This is a genomic window from Enterobacter sp. PI-10 (genome assembly GCF_027947695.1).
Taxonomy (GTDB): domain Bacteria; phylum Pseudomonadota; class Gammaproteobacteria; order Enterobacterales; family Enterobacteriaceae; genus Enterobacter; species Enterobacter vonholyi.
Genome location: NZ_JAJNOG010000004.1, coordinates 235,998 through 249,467, shown reverse-complemented (window position 1 = coordinate 249,467; position 13,470 = coordinate 235,998). Strand labels below are relative to the sequence as shown.

15 protein-coding genes are annotated in these 13,470 nt (G+C 56.7%); all 15 read right to left on the bottom strand.

What is annotated here, in order from left to right; translation table 11 throughout:
- Positions 1 to 29 precede the first annotated feature (29 nt).
- Positions 30 to 986 (bottom strand): Csu type fimbrial protein, encoded by a 957-nt coding sequence (locus tag LRM19_RS11715; protein WP_271368920.1) that lies wholly within the window; start codon positions 984 to 986, stop codon positions 30 to 32.
- Complete coding sequence (locus tag LRM19_RS11710; protein ID WP_244599402.1) at positions 977 to 3,265, bottom strand: fimbria/pilus outer membrane usher protein; 2,289 nt, start codon at positions 3,263 to 3,265, stop codon at positions 977 to 979. Before LRM19_RS11710 ends, LRM19_RS11715 begins: the two co-directional genes overlap by 10 nt.
- Positions 3,186 to 3,962, bottom strand: a complete 777-nt coding sequence (locus LRM19_RS11705; RefSeq protein ID WP_271368918.1) for a fimbrial biogenesis chaperone — start codon at positions 3,960 to 3,962, stop codon at positions 3,186 to 3,188. The genes LRM19_RS11710 and LRM19_RS11705 overlap by 80 nt, the downstream gene beginning before the upstream one ends.
- 2 nt (positions 3,963 to 3,964) lie before the next feature.
- On the bottom strand, positions 3,965 to 4,459 hold the full coding sequence (locus LRM19_RS11700) for a Csu type fimbrial protein (RefSeq protein ID WP_143344621.1): 495 nt from the start codon (positions 4,457 to 4,459) through the stop codon (positions 3,965 to 3,967).
- A gap of 32 nt (positions 4,460 to 4,491) precedes the next feature.
- A complete protein-coding gene (locus LRM19_RS11695; protein ID WP_115876527.1) occupies positions 4,492 to 5,034 on the bottom strand; it encodes a helix-turn-helix transcriptional regulator in 543 nt (180 codons plus the stop codon).
- Positions 5,031 to 5,669 (bottom strand): EAL domain-containing protein, encoded by a 639-nt coding sequence (locus LRM19_RS11690; RefSeq protein ID WP_127729534.1) that lies wholly within the window; start codon positions 5,667 to 5,669, stop codon positions 5,031 to 5,033. Before LRM19_RS11690 ends, LRM19_RS11695 begins: the two co-directional genes overlap by 4 nt.
- A 180-nt stretch (positions 5,670 to 5,849) precedes the next feature.
- A complete protein-coding gene (gene opgB / locus LRM19_RS11685) occupies positions 5,850 to 8,141 on the bottom strand; it encodes a phosphatidylglycerol--membrane-oligosaccharide glycerophosphotransferase (protein WP_271368916.1) in 2,292 nt (763 codons plus the stop codon).
- 270 nt (positions 8,142 to 8,411) lie between these two features.
- Positions 8,412 to 8,894 (bottom strand): DUF2501 domain-containing protein, encoded by a 483-nt coding sequence (locus LRM19_RS11680; RefSeq protein WP_271368915.1) that lies wholly within the window; start codon positions 8,892 to 8,894, stop codon positions 8,412 to 8,414.
- 82 nt (positions 8,895 to 8,976) lie between these two features.
- Entirely contained in the window at positions 8,977 to 9,714 is a 738-nt protein-coding gene (dnaC, locus tag LRM19_RS11675) for a DNA replication protein DnaC (RefSeq protein WP_014168503.1), read from the bottom strand.
- Positions 9,711 to 10,256 carry a primosomal protein DnaT gene (gene dnaT, locus LRM19_RS11670; RefSeq protein ID WP_271368914.1) on the bottom strand — a complete coding sequence of 182 codons (546 nt, stop codon included), beginning with the start codon at positions 10,254 to 10,256 and terminating at the stop codon, positions 9,711 to 9,713. The genes dnaC and dnaT overlap by 4 nt, the downstream gene beginning before the upstream one ends.
- 148 nt (positions 10,257 to 10,404) lie before the next feature.
- Entirely contained in the window at positions 10,405 to 10,833 is a 429-nt protein-coding gene (locus tag LRM19_RS11665; protein ID WP_111964104.1) for an organic hydroperoxide resistance protein, read from the bottom strand.
- 84 nt (positions 10,834 to 10,917) lie between these two features.
- Positions 10,918 to 11,370, bottom strand: a complete 453-nt coding sequence (locus LRM19_RS11660) for a MarR family winged helix-turn-helix transcriptional regulator (RefSeq protein WP_111964164.1) — start codon at positions 11,368 to 11,370, stop codon at positions 10,918 to 10,920.
- A 41-nt stretch (positions 11,371 to 11,411) separates the two neighbouring features.
- Positions 11,412 to 12,053 carry a TetR family transcriptional regulator gene (locus tag LRM19_RS11655; RefSeq protein ID WP_271368912.1) on the bottom strand — a complete coding sequence of 214 codons (642 nt, stop codon included), beginning with the start codon at positions 12,051 to 12,053 and terminating at the stop codon, positions 11,412 to 11,414.
- 67 nt (positions 12,054 to 12,120) lie between these two features.
- Positions 12,121 to 12,594: a threonine/serine exporter gene (locus LRM19_RS11650; protein ID WP_020885295.1), complete on the bottom strand. Its 474-nt coding sequence runs from the start codon at positions 12,592 to 12,594 to the stop codon at positions 12,121 to 12,123.
- Positions 12,585 to 13,361: a threonine/serine ThrE exporter family protein gene (locus tag LRM19_RS11645; RefSeq protein WP_271368910.1), complete on the bottom strand. Its 777-nt coding sequence runs from the start codon at positions 13,359 to 13,361 to the stop codon at positions 12,585 to 12,587. Before LRM19_RS11645 ends, LRM19_RS11650 begins: the two co-directional genes overlap by 10 nt.
- Positions 13,362 to 13,470 lie beyond the last annotated feature (109 nt).

The window sequence follows — 13,470 nt, the reverse complement described above, 5'->3', positions numbered from 1 at the left end:
ACATTGATCCAGACAGGATTTTGGGTGGTTTAATAAGTCAGCGTGATAATCACGTCATCAATAAATTCCCCGGTACCGGTTAGCGGCTGTGCCGGGACCTCGCCATAAACGGTGTAGTTCTGGATGCCGCCAGCGGGATTAGTGACCTGCAGCGCATCGCCGCTGCTTTGATCTCCCCAGCGTTGCGTGGCCGCCTCATCCTGCCAGAGCCCGTAGCGCAGGCACTGGCCCTCGCTGTTGCAGAGTTGCCGCTGGTTACCGCTGGCATGGTTGCCTTTGCCCATGGCAAGGGTGAACGCGGTTCCGGCCGGACAGCGCGTGGTGAGGGTGGCGGTGGAACGCGTCGGACGCAGGGTCGCGGTGCTGGTCAGGGTGCCGAAGTTAAGGGGCGTCACGCGCTCGATGTAGCATCCCTGGCTGATTTCGGCCTGCGCGCTGGTGCCGCCCTGCACCTGCTCCCCCTCTGCGGAACCGTCCGAGCAGTTTTGCAGGGCATCCTGACGCAGGGCGCTGTGCCAGGCGATACGCAGATTCATGTTGTAGTTGTAATAGTGGTAGGCCGGAAGCTGGCTTTGCCCTGCCGGAATGGTAGCGATAAGCGGAAAGGTACCGCTGACGTTGGCATTGCTTTGCGCGGCCATAATCTGCTGAATCAGGTTCCCGCTGCTGGCAGGCCCCAGCTCCTGAGAGTGCGCTGCGCCGTTCAGCAGGCGGAAGAGGAGGGTGTACTGTTTTCCCTCCTGGTCCCCCGGCGAGATCATCTCAAAGGGCGGGGCGTCTACGCTGCTCAGGCAGACGTTGAGATATTCCGTCCTGCCCTCGTTGTCGGCCTGGCAGCTAAATTTGACCTCGGTGTTGACGGAGGTGGTATTGCCCGCCACGACGTTGCCAAAGTTAATGGCGGGCATGGAGGTTATCCAGCAGGCTGCCGCCATCGCCTTCACGGACAGGACGAGCAGCAATAATAACGGTGCTCTTAATGACACAGTTGTTCTCCGATGTTCTGTATAGATGACCCGGTGCGCGGCGCCGGAAGCGTGACCCGGCACTCTTCCTCACCGGTTTTCACCACCAGTTCACCCGGCAGGGGCGGATCTTCAAGCCAGATAAAGCCATCGCGTCCCACGATGGTGGCACCCTGCGGCGTTGACACGACGCTGCCCAGCGGGAGCGGCCTGCGGCGGCTGTCGACCAGCCGGGCCTGAACCGTGACGGCATGATGGACGTTAAAATCGACTTTGACCGCGCTGCTGTTGCCCGGTCTGGCATGCATGTCGGTGACGGGGGCGATCACATCGGCGGGCAGATCGAGCGGGTTAATGCTGACTTTGCTGTTGTGGTAGCGCGGCAGGTCGGTCAGCAGAAGATAACCGTCCTCATCCGTTTCACCGGCCGGGCGGTTTTCCAGCATCACCGGTACGTGCCCAATACCGTGCGTGGACACCAGCGCCATACCCTGCTGGATGTAGCGCAGCGCGTGCAGGCTGCCGTCCAGCAGCGTCAGGCTACCTTCGGCTGAGGCGTACTGGTTGCCCTGGCTGGCACCCTGCTGCAGCCCAACGTGCCATTCGCCCGCTCGGCCCAGATAGCCTACGTCCGCATATCTTTCACGTCGTTCGCCAAAGCCCTGGCCCAGCTCCCATGACCAGCCGCCGGCCTCATCGTCCGGCTGGTGGCGGTAATCCATGCGCGGCGTATCCCGGCTGGCCTGAGCGGAGAGCGTGTCCTCGCGACCCAATGGGACGGAAAGCAGTAGCTGAACCTGGCTCGACGCGTCCGTAAACGAGCGGGTATAGCTCAGCGTGGTGGAGATGTGTGCCGGTAGCGACACCGACCAGGAGGCGTTGAGGTAGCGCTCTGTGCTGCCCTGAATGTTCTGCTGTACCCAGCCCGCGCCCACGGTACCGAAATGGGGGATGGACTGGCTTACCCACACGCTGTCGCTGCGCCTGACAGGCGCGGCACCGCTCATGCGGGCGTTGTCGGCGAAATCCGCCCCGGTACGGACGGTGCTGGCAGAAATGCCTGTTCCTCTGCCGTTCCACTGCCAGCCGAGGCCCCACTGAACGCCCTGCCCGTAAGGGCTGTCGCTCACGGCAACGTGCTGGCTGACCACCCCTACGGCGGGGGAGACCAGCCAGTCAGCGCCCGTGCCCACGTTGTGCAGCCTGCGCTGCTGCTCCGTATGCAGTGCCAGCGTCAGGTGATTATTCACTCCATAGCGCCAGCCCGCGTCCAGCAGCGGCGAGGCGGCATAGTCGTCGGAGTGCAGGGCGTAGTTTTCCCGCATCCAGCCGATGTCCAGCGAACCGCTGCTGAGCCCTTCCGCCAGCATGCCCGGCGCGCCGTAGAGATCGAGCTGTACGGTGCGACGCTGGCCGTTGATATCGGTAATGACCACCTCCGCCTGCCCGCTTCCGGTGAAGGAGGGAAGGGTATCCAGCAGAAAGTCTCCCGGCGTGACGCGCTGGCTGCTCTGCTTAAGGCCGTCGATATACAAATCGACCGTGGAAGGCAGTACGGCCGTGTCGCTGTAGCGGCTGCGCGGTTCAGTATTAAGTTGCGGATTGAGCTCAAAATTACGTGCCCAGTGCAGTCCGCCAAAGCGTACCTGCCGGCTCCAGCGGGTGCCGGTGGTGATGCTGTCGCCCAGCGCCAGCGTGGTCAGCGAGTCGGTGTTGTCCCACTGCCAGCGGGTTTCGAGGCGGGTGTGGGTAGGCCGACCGGCGCTGTTTTCCTCCCCCGCATGGCTTGAAAAACTACTGCTGAACGTTCCGGGTAGCCCTCCGGACGCGGTCAACATGGTCTGGGCGTTAAGCTGGCGCTTCCCCTGCGCATCGCTGGCGTAGAGCGCGTATCCGAGCGTATACGCGCTGACGGGCTGCGCATCAGGATAGCGGTACATCGGCGTGGGCCTTGAGACGGTCAGATGCTGCTGGCCCTCGAGCGCGTCTGCTTCTGCGGTAATCGACACCTGCTGGGACAGCACGTCGAGATTGACCTTCAGGCCCGGCAGGGAGGTTAGCTCAACCCACTCTGCGCGATCGTCCGGGGCGTGAAGCCCCAGCTTTTTCATGTCGCTGCGGCTTATCCATAGCGCATTATCCACCACCCGGCAGGCCCACAGCTCGCCTCGCGGGGCGTGGTTCACGGTAATGGCCAGCCATTGTACGGTGTCGGCGGGTTCAGTCCGGGCTGACAGCATGAGCGGTAGCCAAAACAGGAGCGCGAGAAGCGAACGGGCGCAGGGGTATCTGGCTGGCATGATGGTCATCATTGAGATAGACGCGCAGCGAGCTGAGCGCGTGACGTGTGGGCTGCTTGAGCGATAAAAGGGCGATTTGTCCCGGGAGCACATAGCCCGCCAGGCCTTTAATCGACCCTACAACCTGCCCATCGGCCGTCAGGGCCTCAAGGTGGCTCAGGCGGATATGGCGGTTTCCGGCGTTAAAGCAGCGGAGAGTGGCCGGTATGTCTGCCTGCTCACAGCTCAGGGCATCGTGGCTGACGGGCGCGCTCTGGTTCCCGGCAATGAACACCGGAATCGAGTAGCGCAGCAGGAAGTGCACCGCGGTGGGATTGGCGGCGCGGGACGTGGCGTCCGGCAGTTCGTCGATGATCAGCCGGTAACTTTGCTCCTGTGCACGGTTGCCAGGCTGCATGACGATAATGCGCACCAGCTGCTGCTGGCCCGGCGCCAGTGATGTCATCGCCGGGCTGGTGACCACCTCCCCGGTGTTCACCAGAACATCTTTACCGTTTTTTTGCGTCCATTCGTACACCCGAATCTGCGCATGGATGGCCGCTTTCCCACTGTTAGTGAGATAGACCGCCGCTGCCCGCTGGTCGCTCTGCAGATCGAGCGTTACCGGGGCCACCTGAAGCGTGGCGGCCAGCGCGTAGCGTGACAGCAGCGCCAGCATCATGAGCCACAGAATGAAGCAGGGAAGGTAGCGACGCACGATCAGTACTCCAGTTTTAACGTGATATCGTCGCTGTAGGTACCTGCCTGGGCGGTTGTCAGCGCCCCGGCTTCAATGACGCCATACAGCGTTTCCTCCTGTTCCACACCGTTGCCGGTATCGTCCAGGCCATTCGTGCCGGTGATTTGCGTCTGTTTGCCTTCGTCGGCAAAGAGTTTCCACGCAATCTTCTGTGCGCCCGTTTCGCCGTTTTCCGGTTTCAGCCAGAAGGTTCCGTTTTCGCCGTCGTTGCTGGTGGCGGTGAGGGTGAAAGGCGTGCCGTTGGTACAGACGATATCGACCTGCGTTTTGGCCTGGATTTCGCTCGACTCATCGGAGCCGTGACGCGAGAAGTTGAGGTCGTTGGCTTTGAGGGTGCACGACTTTACGACCTCAAGTGATACGTGCATCGTCGCGCTTGCGCTACTGTCTGCGGCGATCGCAGCAGCAGGAAGCAGGAGAACGGAACAACATGCAACGGTGGGAATAATTTTCATGATTTTATTTCCTGACGTGAGTAACAGTGGAATTACAAAGCGAATGACTGAGCGTCCAGCAGGCAGAGTTTTCGATGGAATTCCGCCAGGCTGTGGCAGCAAAATTTGTTCATCGCGTTACGCTTGTGGGTGTAGATCGTTTTAGGGGACTTATTCATGATTTTTGCGATGCGAACCGGACTGAATCCTTTATGGAGCAACATGCAAACCCGTCTCTCCTGATACGAGAGCATGGCGGCGTTTTCGAAGGCGAATGTCGTGTCGCTAAAACAGTGGCTTAGCTGCGCAAAAGAGAGGTTGTCCGCGACCACTCGGACCCGCTCGTTGCGCAGGAAGGCGTGAACGTCGCAGACCCGCGCTGCATCCGTAAATACCAGCCAGTTCTCTCCAGCGTGTGTATTGAGCAGCCGTTCCTGCAGGCGCAAAAGCCCTTCCGGATTAACGTCATGGATCCAATACATCTCCGGGCGAGGGGTAACGGCCGTCGAGATCATCGAAGTGAGGCCAAGCCATAAAAACGTATTCCCGCTCAGAACGATAACCTGATAGCCAGCATTCAGAATGAAAGGGGTCATTTTCTACCCCACAGATAGCCCTGGCCGTAATCGGCCGCGCTGGCGCGGGCCAGCGCGAAATCACCCGCGGTTTCGATGCCTTCGATCAGTACCTTGCTGGCGATGCGCTTGCACTGGCGGGTGAGATGCAGAAACTTTGCCTGCTCGATCCGTCCGTTCCAGAAGGTATGTTTGTCAATTTTGATGCCGCAGAAGCGGATCTGGCTGGTCAAAAGTTCGGGAAGAAGGTCTTCGCAAACATCGTCTGCCCACACTTCTATTCCCCACTGATGGAGCGTTGCGATGCATTTCCTCAGCGCCCGGCTTTGCGTATCGTCGAGTTGTACCATCGTATGGAGATCGGTGACCTCGATAGCAAGTCTCTCCGGGCAGGGTGTTTCTTCTTTGAGCCTGTCGAGGAAATCCGTTTCCAGCAGTAAATCCGATGTCGCATTGAGGTAAAACTTGTCGCCCTCTTCGCAAAACATGGCATGACGAAGCTGCGCAAAGAAGTGCGCCTTACGCAGCGTCGAGGACATCGAGCCAAAGTAGTCTTCAAGATCGACGTGGGGCTTTGCCGTGGACAATACCTCCCAGGCAATCACATTTTCGCTGCGCAGTGCCCGGATGGATTCGAACTTATAGCCGGTTAGCATGATAAAAGTGCGTAACGCTCCGTGGTGATTTCAGGAGCTGCACATTTTATTTGTTTGGTTTTTGGCGGGATATTTATAGATAAAAAAGGCTTATATAAAGTGTTTTTATCTAATTTATAAGGCTTATAAAGGATTATTTATTTTCACAAGCGCCCGGCGGAACGCCGGGCGCGACGCGCATTAACCCGCTTTGCTGATGATTTTGATTTCGACCATGCCAATTCCGATCTCGCGCGGTGAATGCCCAAGGATATTTCCCTCATTCGTGGACTGCGGGTCCGGCGGCACGATCACCAGGGTATTGCTGCGCGAAGGGTTCTCAAAATGCAGCGTTTGTGTGCTCACGTCGTATCCAAGCGTTAACGTCTGCTCCCGATCCCCCACGCGCACGGGTACGGGCTTGTTAGCATTGGGGCCATACGCTCTGGCGGTGATCACCAGGTCGAACTGTTCCGGCAGCGGATGGGCGTATTCAATTTTCACCTCATTGCCCAGCTGCGCGTTGGACCAGCGCCCCCAGGACTCCGGACGCGAGATGCCGCTAAACTGCTTCACTTCTTCCGGTGCGCCGGCCACGTTAAAGATAAAGCTATCCGCTTTGTAACGAATATCGTTATCGTTGATTTTCAGCATGTCGATGTTGTGCTGATAGCGCGCGGTATCAATCACCGTATCGTTGAACGCGGTTTTGCCCTTCCACTGCGCCTTATCAACGTGCTGCACGGTTTGCTCCCCGCCGAGCTGACCCTGAGAGACGCACCAGTCGGTAGAAAGCGCCAGCGGCTGCGACCAGAGCTGGCCCATTTTGTAGCATCGGTCGACCCAGACAAAATTATCGCGTGGCGCGAAATCGGCCAGCTGATAGCGCAGCGGCGCGGAATATTCGCTTTCCGGCAGCGGCTCAACGCGCCCCTCCGACACGCGCACCAGCAGCGGCAGACGGAAGCTGCTGCCCGAGAAGGCAATCGTGTTTTTATCCCGATCGACGGTGAAGTCCTTCATCTCTTTCGGGAAGTTCCACAGGCGGATAATGTCTGGCTTCCAGGCGAGGATTTTATCCTTCATGTTGAGGAACACTTCCGACAGGGACTGCCCCGACAGCGTGCTGCGGCCAAGGCCAATAAAGTTGTCGCCGCCCAGAATGTCCAGCACGGTTGCGCCGTTATCCATGGAGTTGCGTTTGGTGGCAATGACCTCCTGCTGCGGCTGGTCGCCGCGCAGGACGAAGAACAGGTTGCTGCGATCCTGCTTATTGAGCTGATCCCATGCGCTGTTTTTCATCGCCAGATGGTCAGACGAAACGACGATGACGGTGTTTTTAAACCAGGGCGAGGCTTTGATTTTCTCGACCAGCGCGGCAATGTGTTCCTGACTGCAGGTGACGGCGCTGAAAGATTTGTTGTTTTTGCCGTCCACGTCATAGCTTTTGCGCTTGCAGCTGCGCGAGACGAACCCGTCCGGATGGTGTGTGTCCACCGTCAGCGCAAAGAGAGAGAAACGCTTGCCCGCGCGGGACAGCTCCTCGAATTTCTTCCAGGTTTCGTCGAGTACCGTATCGTCATAGAAGCCCCAGTCGTTGCGGTAGCTCGGATCGGTAACCGTCGTTTTTAACTCTTCAGAGCCATACAGGTGGTCAAAACCGTGGGATTTCAGGAACACATCTTTTCCGGCAAAGCGCAGGTTTGCCCCCTGCACAAAATAGTTTTCGTAGCCGGAGTTTTTCAGGATATCGCCGAGGCAAATATTCTGCGGGAAGAAGGTCGACATGGAGGCTGAGGCGTTACCTTCAAAAGGCGCGAACAGCGGAATACCGCACTGGGAGGCAACCATCCCGGCAATCGTATAATCCGTACCGGGCAGCTGCATGGTGTGGCTGAAATCGAGCCCTTCATTTTTCAGCGCACCCAGGTCCGGCGTCAGGTTCGGGAATGCATCGTTATCAAAGTAAGTGCGTTCCAGGCTTTCACCGTAGATGTAGACCAGGTTGAGCTTCGGGTTGGCGATCGTTTTCGACGGTTCTTTGTAGTAAGCCACGAAATCCGGATCGCCGTCGCGCGACTGCGATTTCACCAGCTCGGTGATCTGATGGAACGCCGGGCTGGCGTCGACGGAGGCCAGCGCCAGGAATAACGCCAGCAGGCTGTAGCCATGATGGTGCGGATGATGGCGACGTCGACGCAGCACCCAGGCCAGCGCGCCAAATATCGTCACCAGCGCGACGATAAGGCCGAGCCCAGGCAGAATGTACTTGCCCACGCCCGCGCCCGTCAGGCTGTTCGTCAGCGTGTAGAGTACCGCATCGTTAATACCGTCACCGGTAAAGTAATCGCTGGCGTATAAGGTAATGTTTAAAATGATAAAAATGCCGAGCACCACCAGCGTGGCGATAAACCACCAGGTGTTACGGCCGGCTTTCCACGCGTAAACGCCGACAGAAGCCAGAAAAAGGATAAGAGACATGAATTCAGACAACAGCATATCCTCGTGACGCCAGATAATTCGCTGGCTAACTGTTTATTTTTTGGGTCATACAATGTAATTGCGATGTCGTTAAGCTGCAATTTTAGTGTCACGAAAGTGTGCTGTTGTTAGGATTTGGTTTAGAAAATCGTTTTTATGAAGACGTGCACATCCTGACAAACGGACGCTGAGGCGGTGGCAGGTGGGGAAAACGCTCATTTAGCGCCGCGCTGCAAGACTATCGCATTAAACGCGGCGTGTTGTGGCAGAAAATGGGATGGATCAGGAGATGAAATTAACGCCTTGTTTCAGCACCAGATCGCAGGCTTTGGTTTTCACCTGTTTTGCCAGAGAAGAGTTGCCGAGGGAGCTCAGATTCAGCTGCTGCCCGTTTTGTGCGTTAAGCAGGCCCTGAATGCCGTCCATATAGTTGGTGTCCGCTTTTTGCTCCTGGGTATCCAGACCCAGCTTACCCAACACCTGGTTTTTCACGTTTTGCGCGTCGGTCACGGAGGCCAGCTTTTGCTTCGCGCAATATTCCAGAATCCCCGCCGCGTTGTTCATCGTGCCCGCACTCAGACTCTGGGAGCTGTTGCCCAGCAGGCTGGTAAGAGAAGAGGCGGAGAGTCCACCCTGAGAGCTGCTGCTCTCTTTGGTCAGCTCATTTGCTGCGCTTGACAGGGACTCCTGCCAGGACGCCGCTTGCGCTGCGCCGGTCACCAGCAGCGCGCCTAAAAAGGTGCTGATTAGAATCTGTTTTTTCATTATGGCTCTCTCAAAAAGGTCCGTTTTGGGCCGAGGGGTTCCAGTATATACCTATGCCCTGTCGGCGATTCCTGGAACTGTCTTAATACTCTTTGCCGGTGACGCGGCTGCGGTAGCTTTCCCAGTCGAAAATGACATACAGGCTGTTACCCAGCTTCATGCGGTCCATGACGCGTTCACCTAATAAGCGGGTCATTTCGTCGATGTTGTGGTTCGTCAGCATGCCGGTGGGGCGTTTGGACGAAGAGCGGCGATCGACAATCTGGTTGATGATCACTTTTTCATAGCGGGATTCCGTCTGAACGCCAATCTCGTCGATGACCAGTAAATCGACATTGCTTAAATCATTAAGCAATTGCTCTTCACTGGTTTCGCGGTTGCTGAAGGTGTCTTTCATCGCGGACATGATATCGGCCACGGTGATGATGAGGACCGATTTACCGCGCAGAAGCAGCTCGTTGCAGATGGCGGCAGCAAGGTGATTTTTGCCGGTGCCCGGCTTGCCGCTAAAAATGAAGCTGGCGATATTGCCGTCGAATTCATCCACGTACTGACGGGCGGCGGCAAGGGCGTTCATCTGCCCGTTGGTCTCAATTTTATAGTTATCGAACGAGCAGTTCTGGTGCAGGGGACGGATACCGGAACGGTTAAAGGTGCGCTGCATTTTCATCGCCCGATTTTCGCGGGCAAGCGCGGCGGCGCGGATCTTGCCTTGCTCTTTTTGCCACGCCAGCAGCTCTTCACCGGTGGTGAAAGCAGGCTTCACGTTGGCAGGCATCATTTTTTGCAGACGTTTCATCAGGTCGCCGACGTTCTTCATTTCGCACCTCGGAATCCGCTGGGGATCTGTTTATCCGGTTCTGAAAACGCGTTGATGTCGCGTTTTGGCTGGCCATTGTTGCCGGCGCGGGTAATTTGCAGATGACGCGCGAGCTTTTGCTGCCACTGAATATGGGTGAAGATTTTTCCTTCCGCCTGCCACCAGGCAGTAAACGCGGCAAGCTCTTCCGCGGTGGCCGGTTGGGTTAACGCAATCCCCCACAGCGCGGCCTGCCGCTGAAAATCCGCATCCGGCTGCCAGCCCGCGTACAGGGCAAATTTTCCCATTGGAACGGTCACGGGAACGTTGACCGGTTCATCAAAGAACTGGTTGTCCAGCGTGACATCGCTCGCCGGGCGTGACAGTTGCGCTTCAATCTCCAGAAGCTGTGCCAGGCGTTCCGGCGTGATTGCGTAGAACGCCGGCGCGTTGTCGGCAAAAACGGCTACCGTGCCGCCTTCGGCGTGGGTCAACACACCGCGTGGGTCGCGCATAAAGGCATCAATGCCAGCAATGCTGGTGGTCAGAATTCTGGAGGACATAACGCTTACTCTACTGATTACTACGGGCGTGATATGGGCTTATGGTAGCACAGAGAGGGGAAAGGGAAGGAGGGGATTTCCCCGGTGGCGCTGCGCTTACTGGGGCTACAGTCGTAGGCAGAATAAGCGCAGCGCCATCAGGCAGTTATCACGCAATGATGTTCAGCGTGACGTCGATGTTGCCGCGGGTCGCGTTAGAGTACGGGCAAACAATGTGTGCCGCATCGACCAGCTTTTTAGCTTCCGCAGGATCCATACCTTCAACATGGATGTTCAGCTTTGCTTCGATACCAAAACCGGTTGGCAGCGGGCCAATCCCCACTTCGCCTTCAATATAGGCATCTTTTGGCAGGGTGAATTTGTCGCGTGCGGCCACGAACTTCATCGCGCCCAGGAAGCAGGCAGAGTAGCCCGCAGCAAACAGCTGCTCAGGGTTAGTCACTTCTCCGCCCATGCCGCCCATCTCTTTTGGCACACCCAGTTTGACGTCCAGTACGCCATCGGAGGAGGTGGCACGGCCGTCACGGCCACCGGTGGCTTTTGCTTTGGCGGTATAAACAACTTTTTCTAAAGACATGGCAGGTTCCTCATCTTGTTTTGATATGTGCTATTAAATAGCGTGCGATATATACGGGTAAATAATAACGCGTAAAGTATAGCGTTACGCGCGGTGTAGCTGTTGTCGCAAAAGTTCGAGCTGCTGTTTGAGCGCCAGCAGGGTGTCAGTATCACATTGCGCTGCGCAACCAACCGCATCGGGAATACCCAATGCCTGCTGCTGGAGCTCACGTCCCGCTTCACTCAGGGTGACGGCGACCTGACGTTCGTCTTTACGCGAACGGTGACGGTTGATTAGGCCGGCACTTTCCAGCCGCTTCAACAGCGGCGTCAGCGTCGCAGAGTCCAGAAACAGCCGTTCGCCGATGTCCGACACCGTTATGTCATCCTGCTCCCACAGCACCAGCATCACCAGATATTGCGGGTAAGTCAGGTTCAGCGGTGCCAGCAGCTGCCGGTACAGCTTATTAAGCGCCAGATTTGCCGAATAGAGGGCAAAGCAGAGCTGGTTATCCAGCTTGAGCGCAGCGGTTGCGTCGTTCGTTTTCGCGTTCATGAGATGAATATAGATAGCGTACAATTTAATTGCAAGCAATTTTATGGGCAGGTGTAACGGAGCGCTACCTGAACGGCCATTTTGCGGTAGTGCTCGCGCTGAGCCTGTTCGTCTGCGCCATCTTCAAACAACAGCGTAAAGGTGTAGCTGTTGGCAACGTAGTGAAAGCTGAAGCTGCTTATCAGGCGGTGAAGATCGCGGGCGTCAACGGTCTGGCTGAATAGCTGTTTTTCTTTGCCCCGGTGCAGGATGCCCTCCAGCAGGTCGAGCGCGCTACGGTTGACCTGACGAAGATAGTTCGACTGCTGCATAAAGCGGCCGCGCTGCATGTTTTCCATGCAGATAATACGGATGTAATCCGGATGGTCGGCATGATAGTCAAAGGTAGTTTCAACCAGATTGACCAGCGCTTCGACGGGAGGCATTCCCGCCAGGCTTAGCGCTTTTTCACTGGCGCGAATCTGAGTGTAAACATGTTCCAGGACCAGGAGATAGAGGTTCTCTTTATTCTTAAAATGGTAAACCACCATGCGTTTGGTCGTACCCGCTTTCTCCGCGATCTGCTCCATGCGGGCACCGTTCAATCCATACTCGGCAAAAAGCGCGATGGCGCTCTGAAAGATTTTCTCTTTCAGGCTAGATTCTTCGCTGTGCTCGGGGTGTTCGCTGCCAGGGTTAGCCACATCCTTTCCTTATTTTCACCAAACGGACCAGAAGGATTATCTCCACGGCAGCGAAATAACACAAATATCAAACGCGTGGTCGTTTGCGGTACAGCCACAGCCCGGGGATCGACAGCCCGATAGAGAGCGCGCCAACGATGGACGACGCCTTAAGAAAGTTGCTCAGGAGGAGGATCATCTGAGGTTCGGTGTAGCCAAAATGGCTGATTTTCACCGCGGAAATCATCGCTGTGTACGCAGATATGCCCGGGAACATTGGGATAACGGCGGCGACGGTGAACACTTTGGGATGCGCCAGATACCAGCGCGACCACTGGATGCCGATACTGCCAACCAGCATGGAAGCCATAAATGTTGACCATTCGATGTTAAAACCCGCCGTCATCATCACCATTCGCGAGCCATGACCAATCGCGCCCAGCAGTGCACACCATGGCAACGCGCGTTGCGGAACGTTAAATACCATCGCAAAGCCGACGGCAGGAATGGCGGCCAGAAGCATGTCCTGTGCCAGCGCCAGCAGAAAATCTATCACGCCCATCCGCGTAACCCCCAGAGTGTCATGGCCATGACTACGCCGATGCAGGTCGCCAGCGTCAGCAGGCTGGCAATAGCCCAGCGTGCCAGACCTGTATTGATGTGCCCTTTAAACATGTCGGCGACGGCGTTTATCAACGGAAAGCCCGGGACCAACAGAAGCACGCTGGCGGCCATAGCAATCGTCGGGGTGCTGGCAAACTGCGGCAGGCGCAGCAGCAGACCGGAAACCGTGGTGGCGACAAACGCGGTAATACAGAAGTTAATTTGCGGATGCAGCTGTCGGTGCGTCAGCAGCTGGCGAACATACATGGCGATGCTGCTGGCGAAAAAGGTGACGATCGCACCGTCCCAGCCGCCTTTATTGAGCTTACAAAAGCAGGCGCACGACAGCCCTACCATCAACACGACAAGCCAGCGCGGATAACGTAATGGCTTAATTTGGCAGAACCTTTTTTCAATCTCCCGAAGTTCGAGAAGCTTATGTTCAGCAAGGATGACGATGTGCTGCACTTCGGTCACGACGTGCATGTTAATGCCACGGTCATGGTTTTTGCGGGTGGAGGTCAGGCACTGACCATCTTTAATCGTGGTCAGCACAATGGCGTTGGATGAAATAGCGCTTTCAACGCTATCCATACCCAGCGCCAGTCCCAGTCGGGTGGAAAGCTCCTCAACCAGCGCGCTTTCCGCGCCATGCTGGAGCAGAAAAAGACCGCACTGGATACATAGCCGCGTGATAGCACGCTGCGTTGACCGATCTGCCTGCATGTATTGTCCTGAAAAAGGGTGAAAGTTGCCGGTTGGCCCATAGCAATTATTTTTAACACAAAGTGCAGTGTCTCTTGCTGTGGGCCAGATCAAGGTTTATGCAAACAGT

Excerpts from the sequence above, each read along its gene's own strand:
- LRM19_RS11700 (WP_143344621.1), bottom strand. The coding sequence starts at position 4,459 with ATGAAAATTATTCCCACCGTTGCATGTTGTTCCGTTCTCCTGCTTCCT.
- LRM19_RS11645 (WP_271368910.1), bottom strand. The coding sequence starts at position 13,361 with ATGCAGGCAGATCGGTCAACGCAGCGTGCTATCACGCGGCTATGTATC.
- LRM19_RS11690 (WP_127729534.1), bottom strand. The coding sequence starts at position 5,669 with ATGCTAACCGGCTATAAGTTCGAATCCATCCGGGCACTGCGCAGCGAA.
- LRM19_RS11695 (WP_115876527.1), bottom strand. The coding sequence starts at position 5,034 with ATGACCCCTTTCATTCTGAATGCTGGCTATCAGGTTATCGTTCTGAGC.
- LRM19_RS11665 (WP_111964104.1), bottom strand. The coding sequence starts at position 10,833 with ATGTCTTTAGAAAAAGTTGTTTATACCGCCAAAGCAAAAGCCACCGGT.
- LRM19_RS11680 (WP_271368915.1), bottom strand. The coding sequence starts at position 8,894 with ATGAAAAAACAGATTCTAATCAGCACCTTTTTAGGCGCGCTGCTGGTG.
- LRM19_RS11660 (WP_111964164.1), bottom strand. The coding sequence starts at position 11,370 with ATGAACGCGAAAACGAACGACGCAACCGCTGCGCTCAAGCTGGATAAC.
- dnaT (WP_271368914.1), bottom strand. The coding sequence starts at position 10,256 with ATGTCCTCCAGAATTCTGACCACCAGCATTGCTGGCATTGATGCCTTT.
- dnaC (WP_014168503.1), bottom strand. The coding sequence starts at position 9,714 with ATGAAGAACGTCGGCGACCTGATGAAACGTCTGCAAAAAATGATGCCT.
- LRM19_RS11650 (WP_020885295.1), bottom strand. The coding sequence starts at position 12,594 with ATGGGCGTGATAGATTTTCTGCTGGCGCTGGCACAGGACATGCTTCTG.
- LRM19_RS11710 (WP_244599402.1), bottom strand. The coding sequence starts at position 3,265 with ATGCCAGCCAGATACCCCTGCGCCCGTTCGCTTCTCGCGCTCCTGTTT.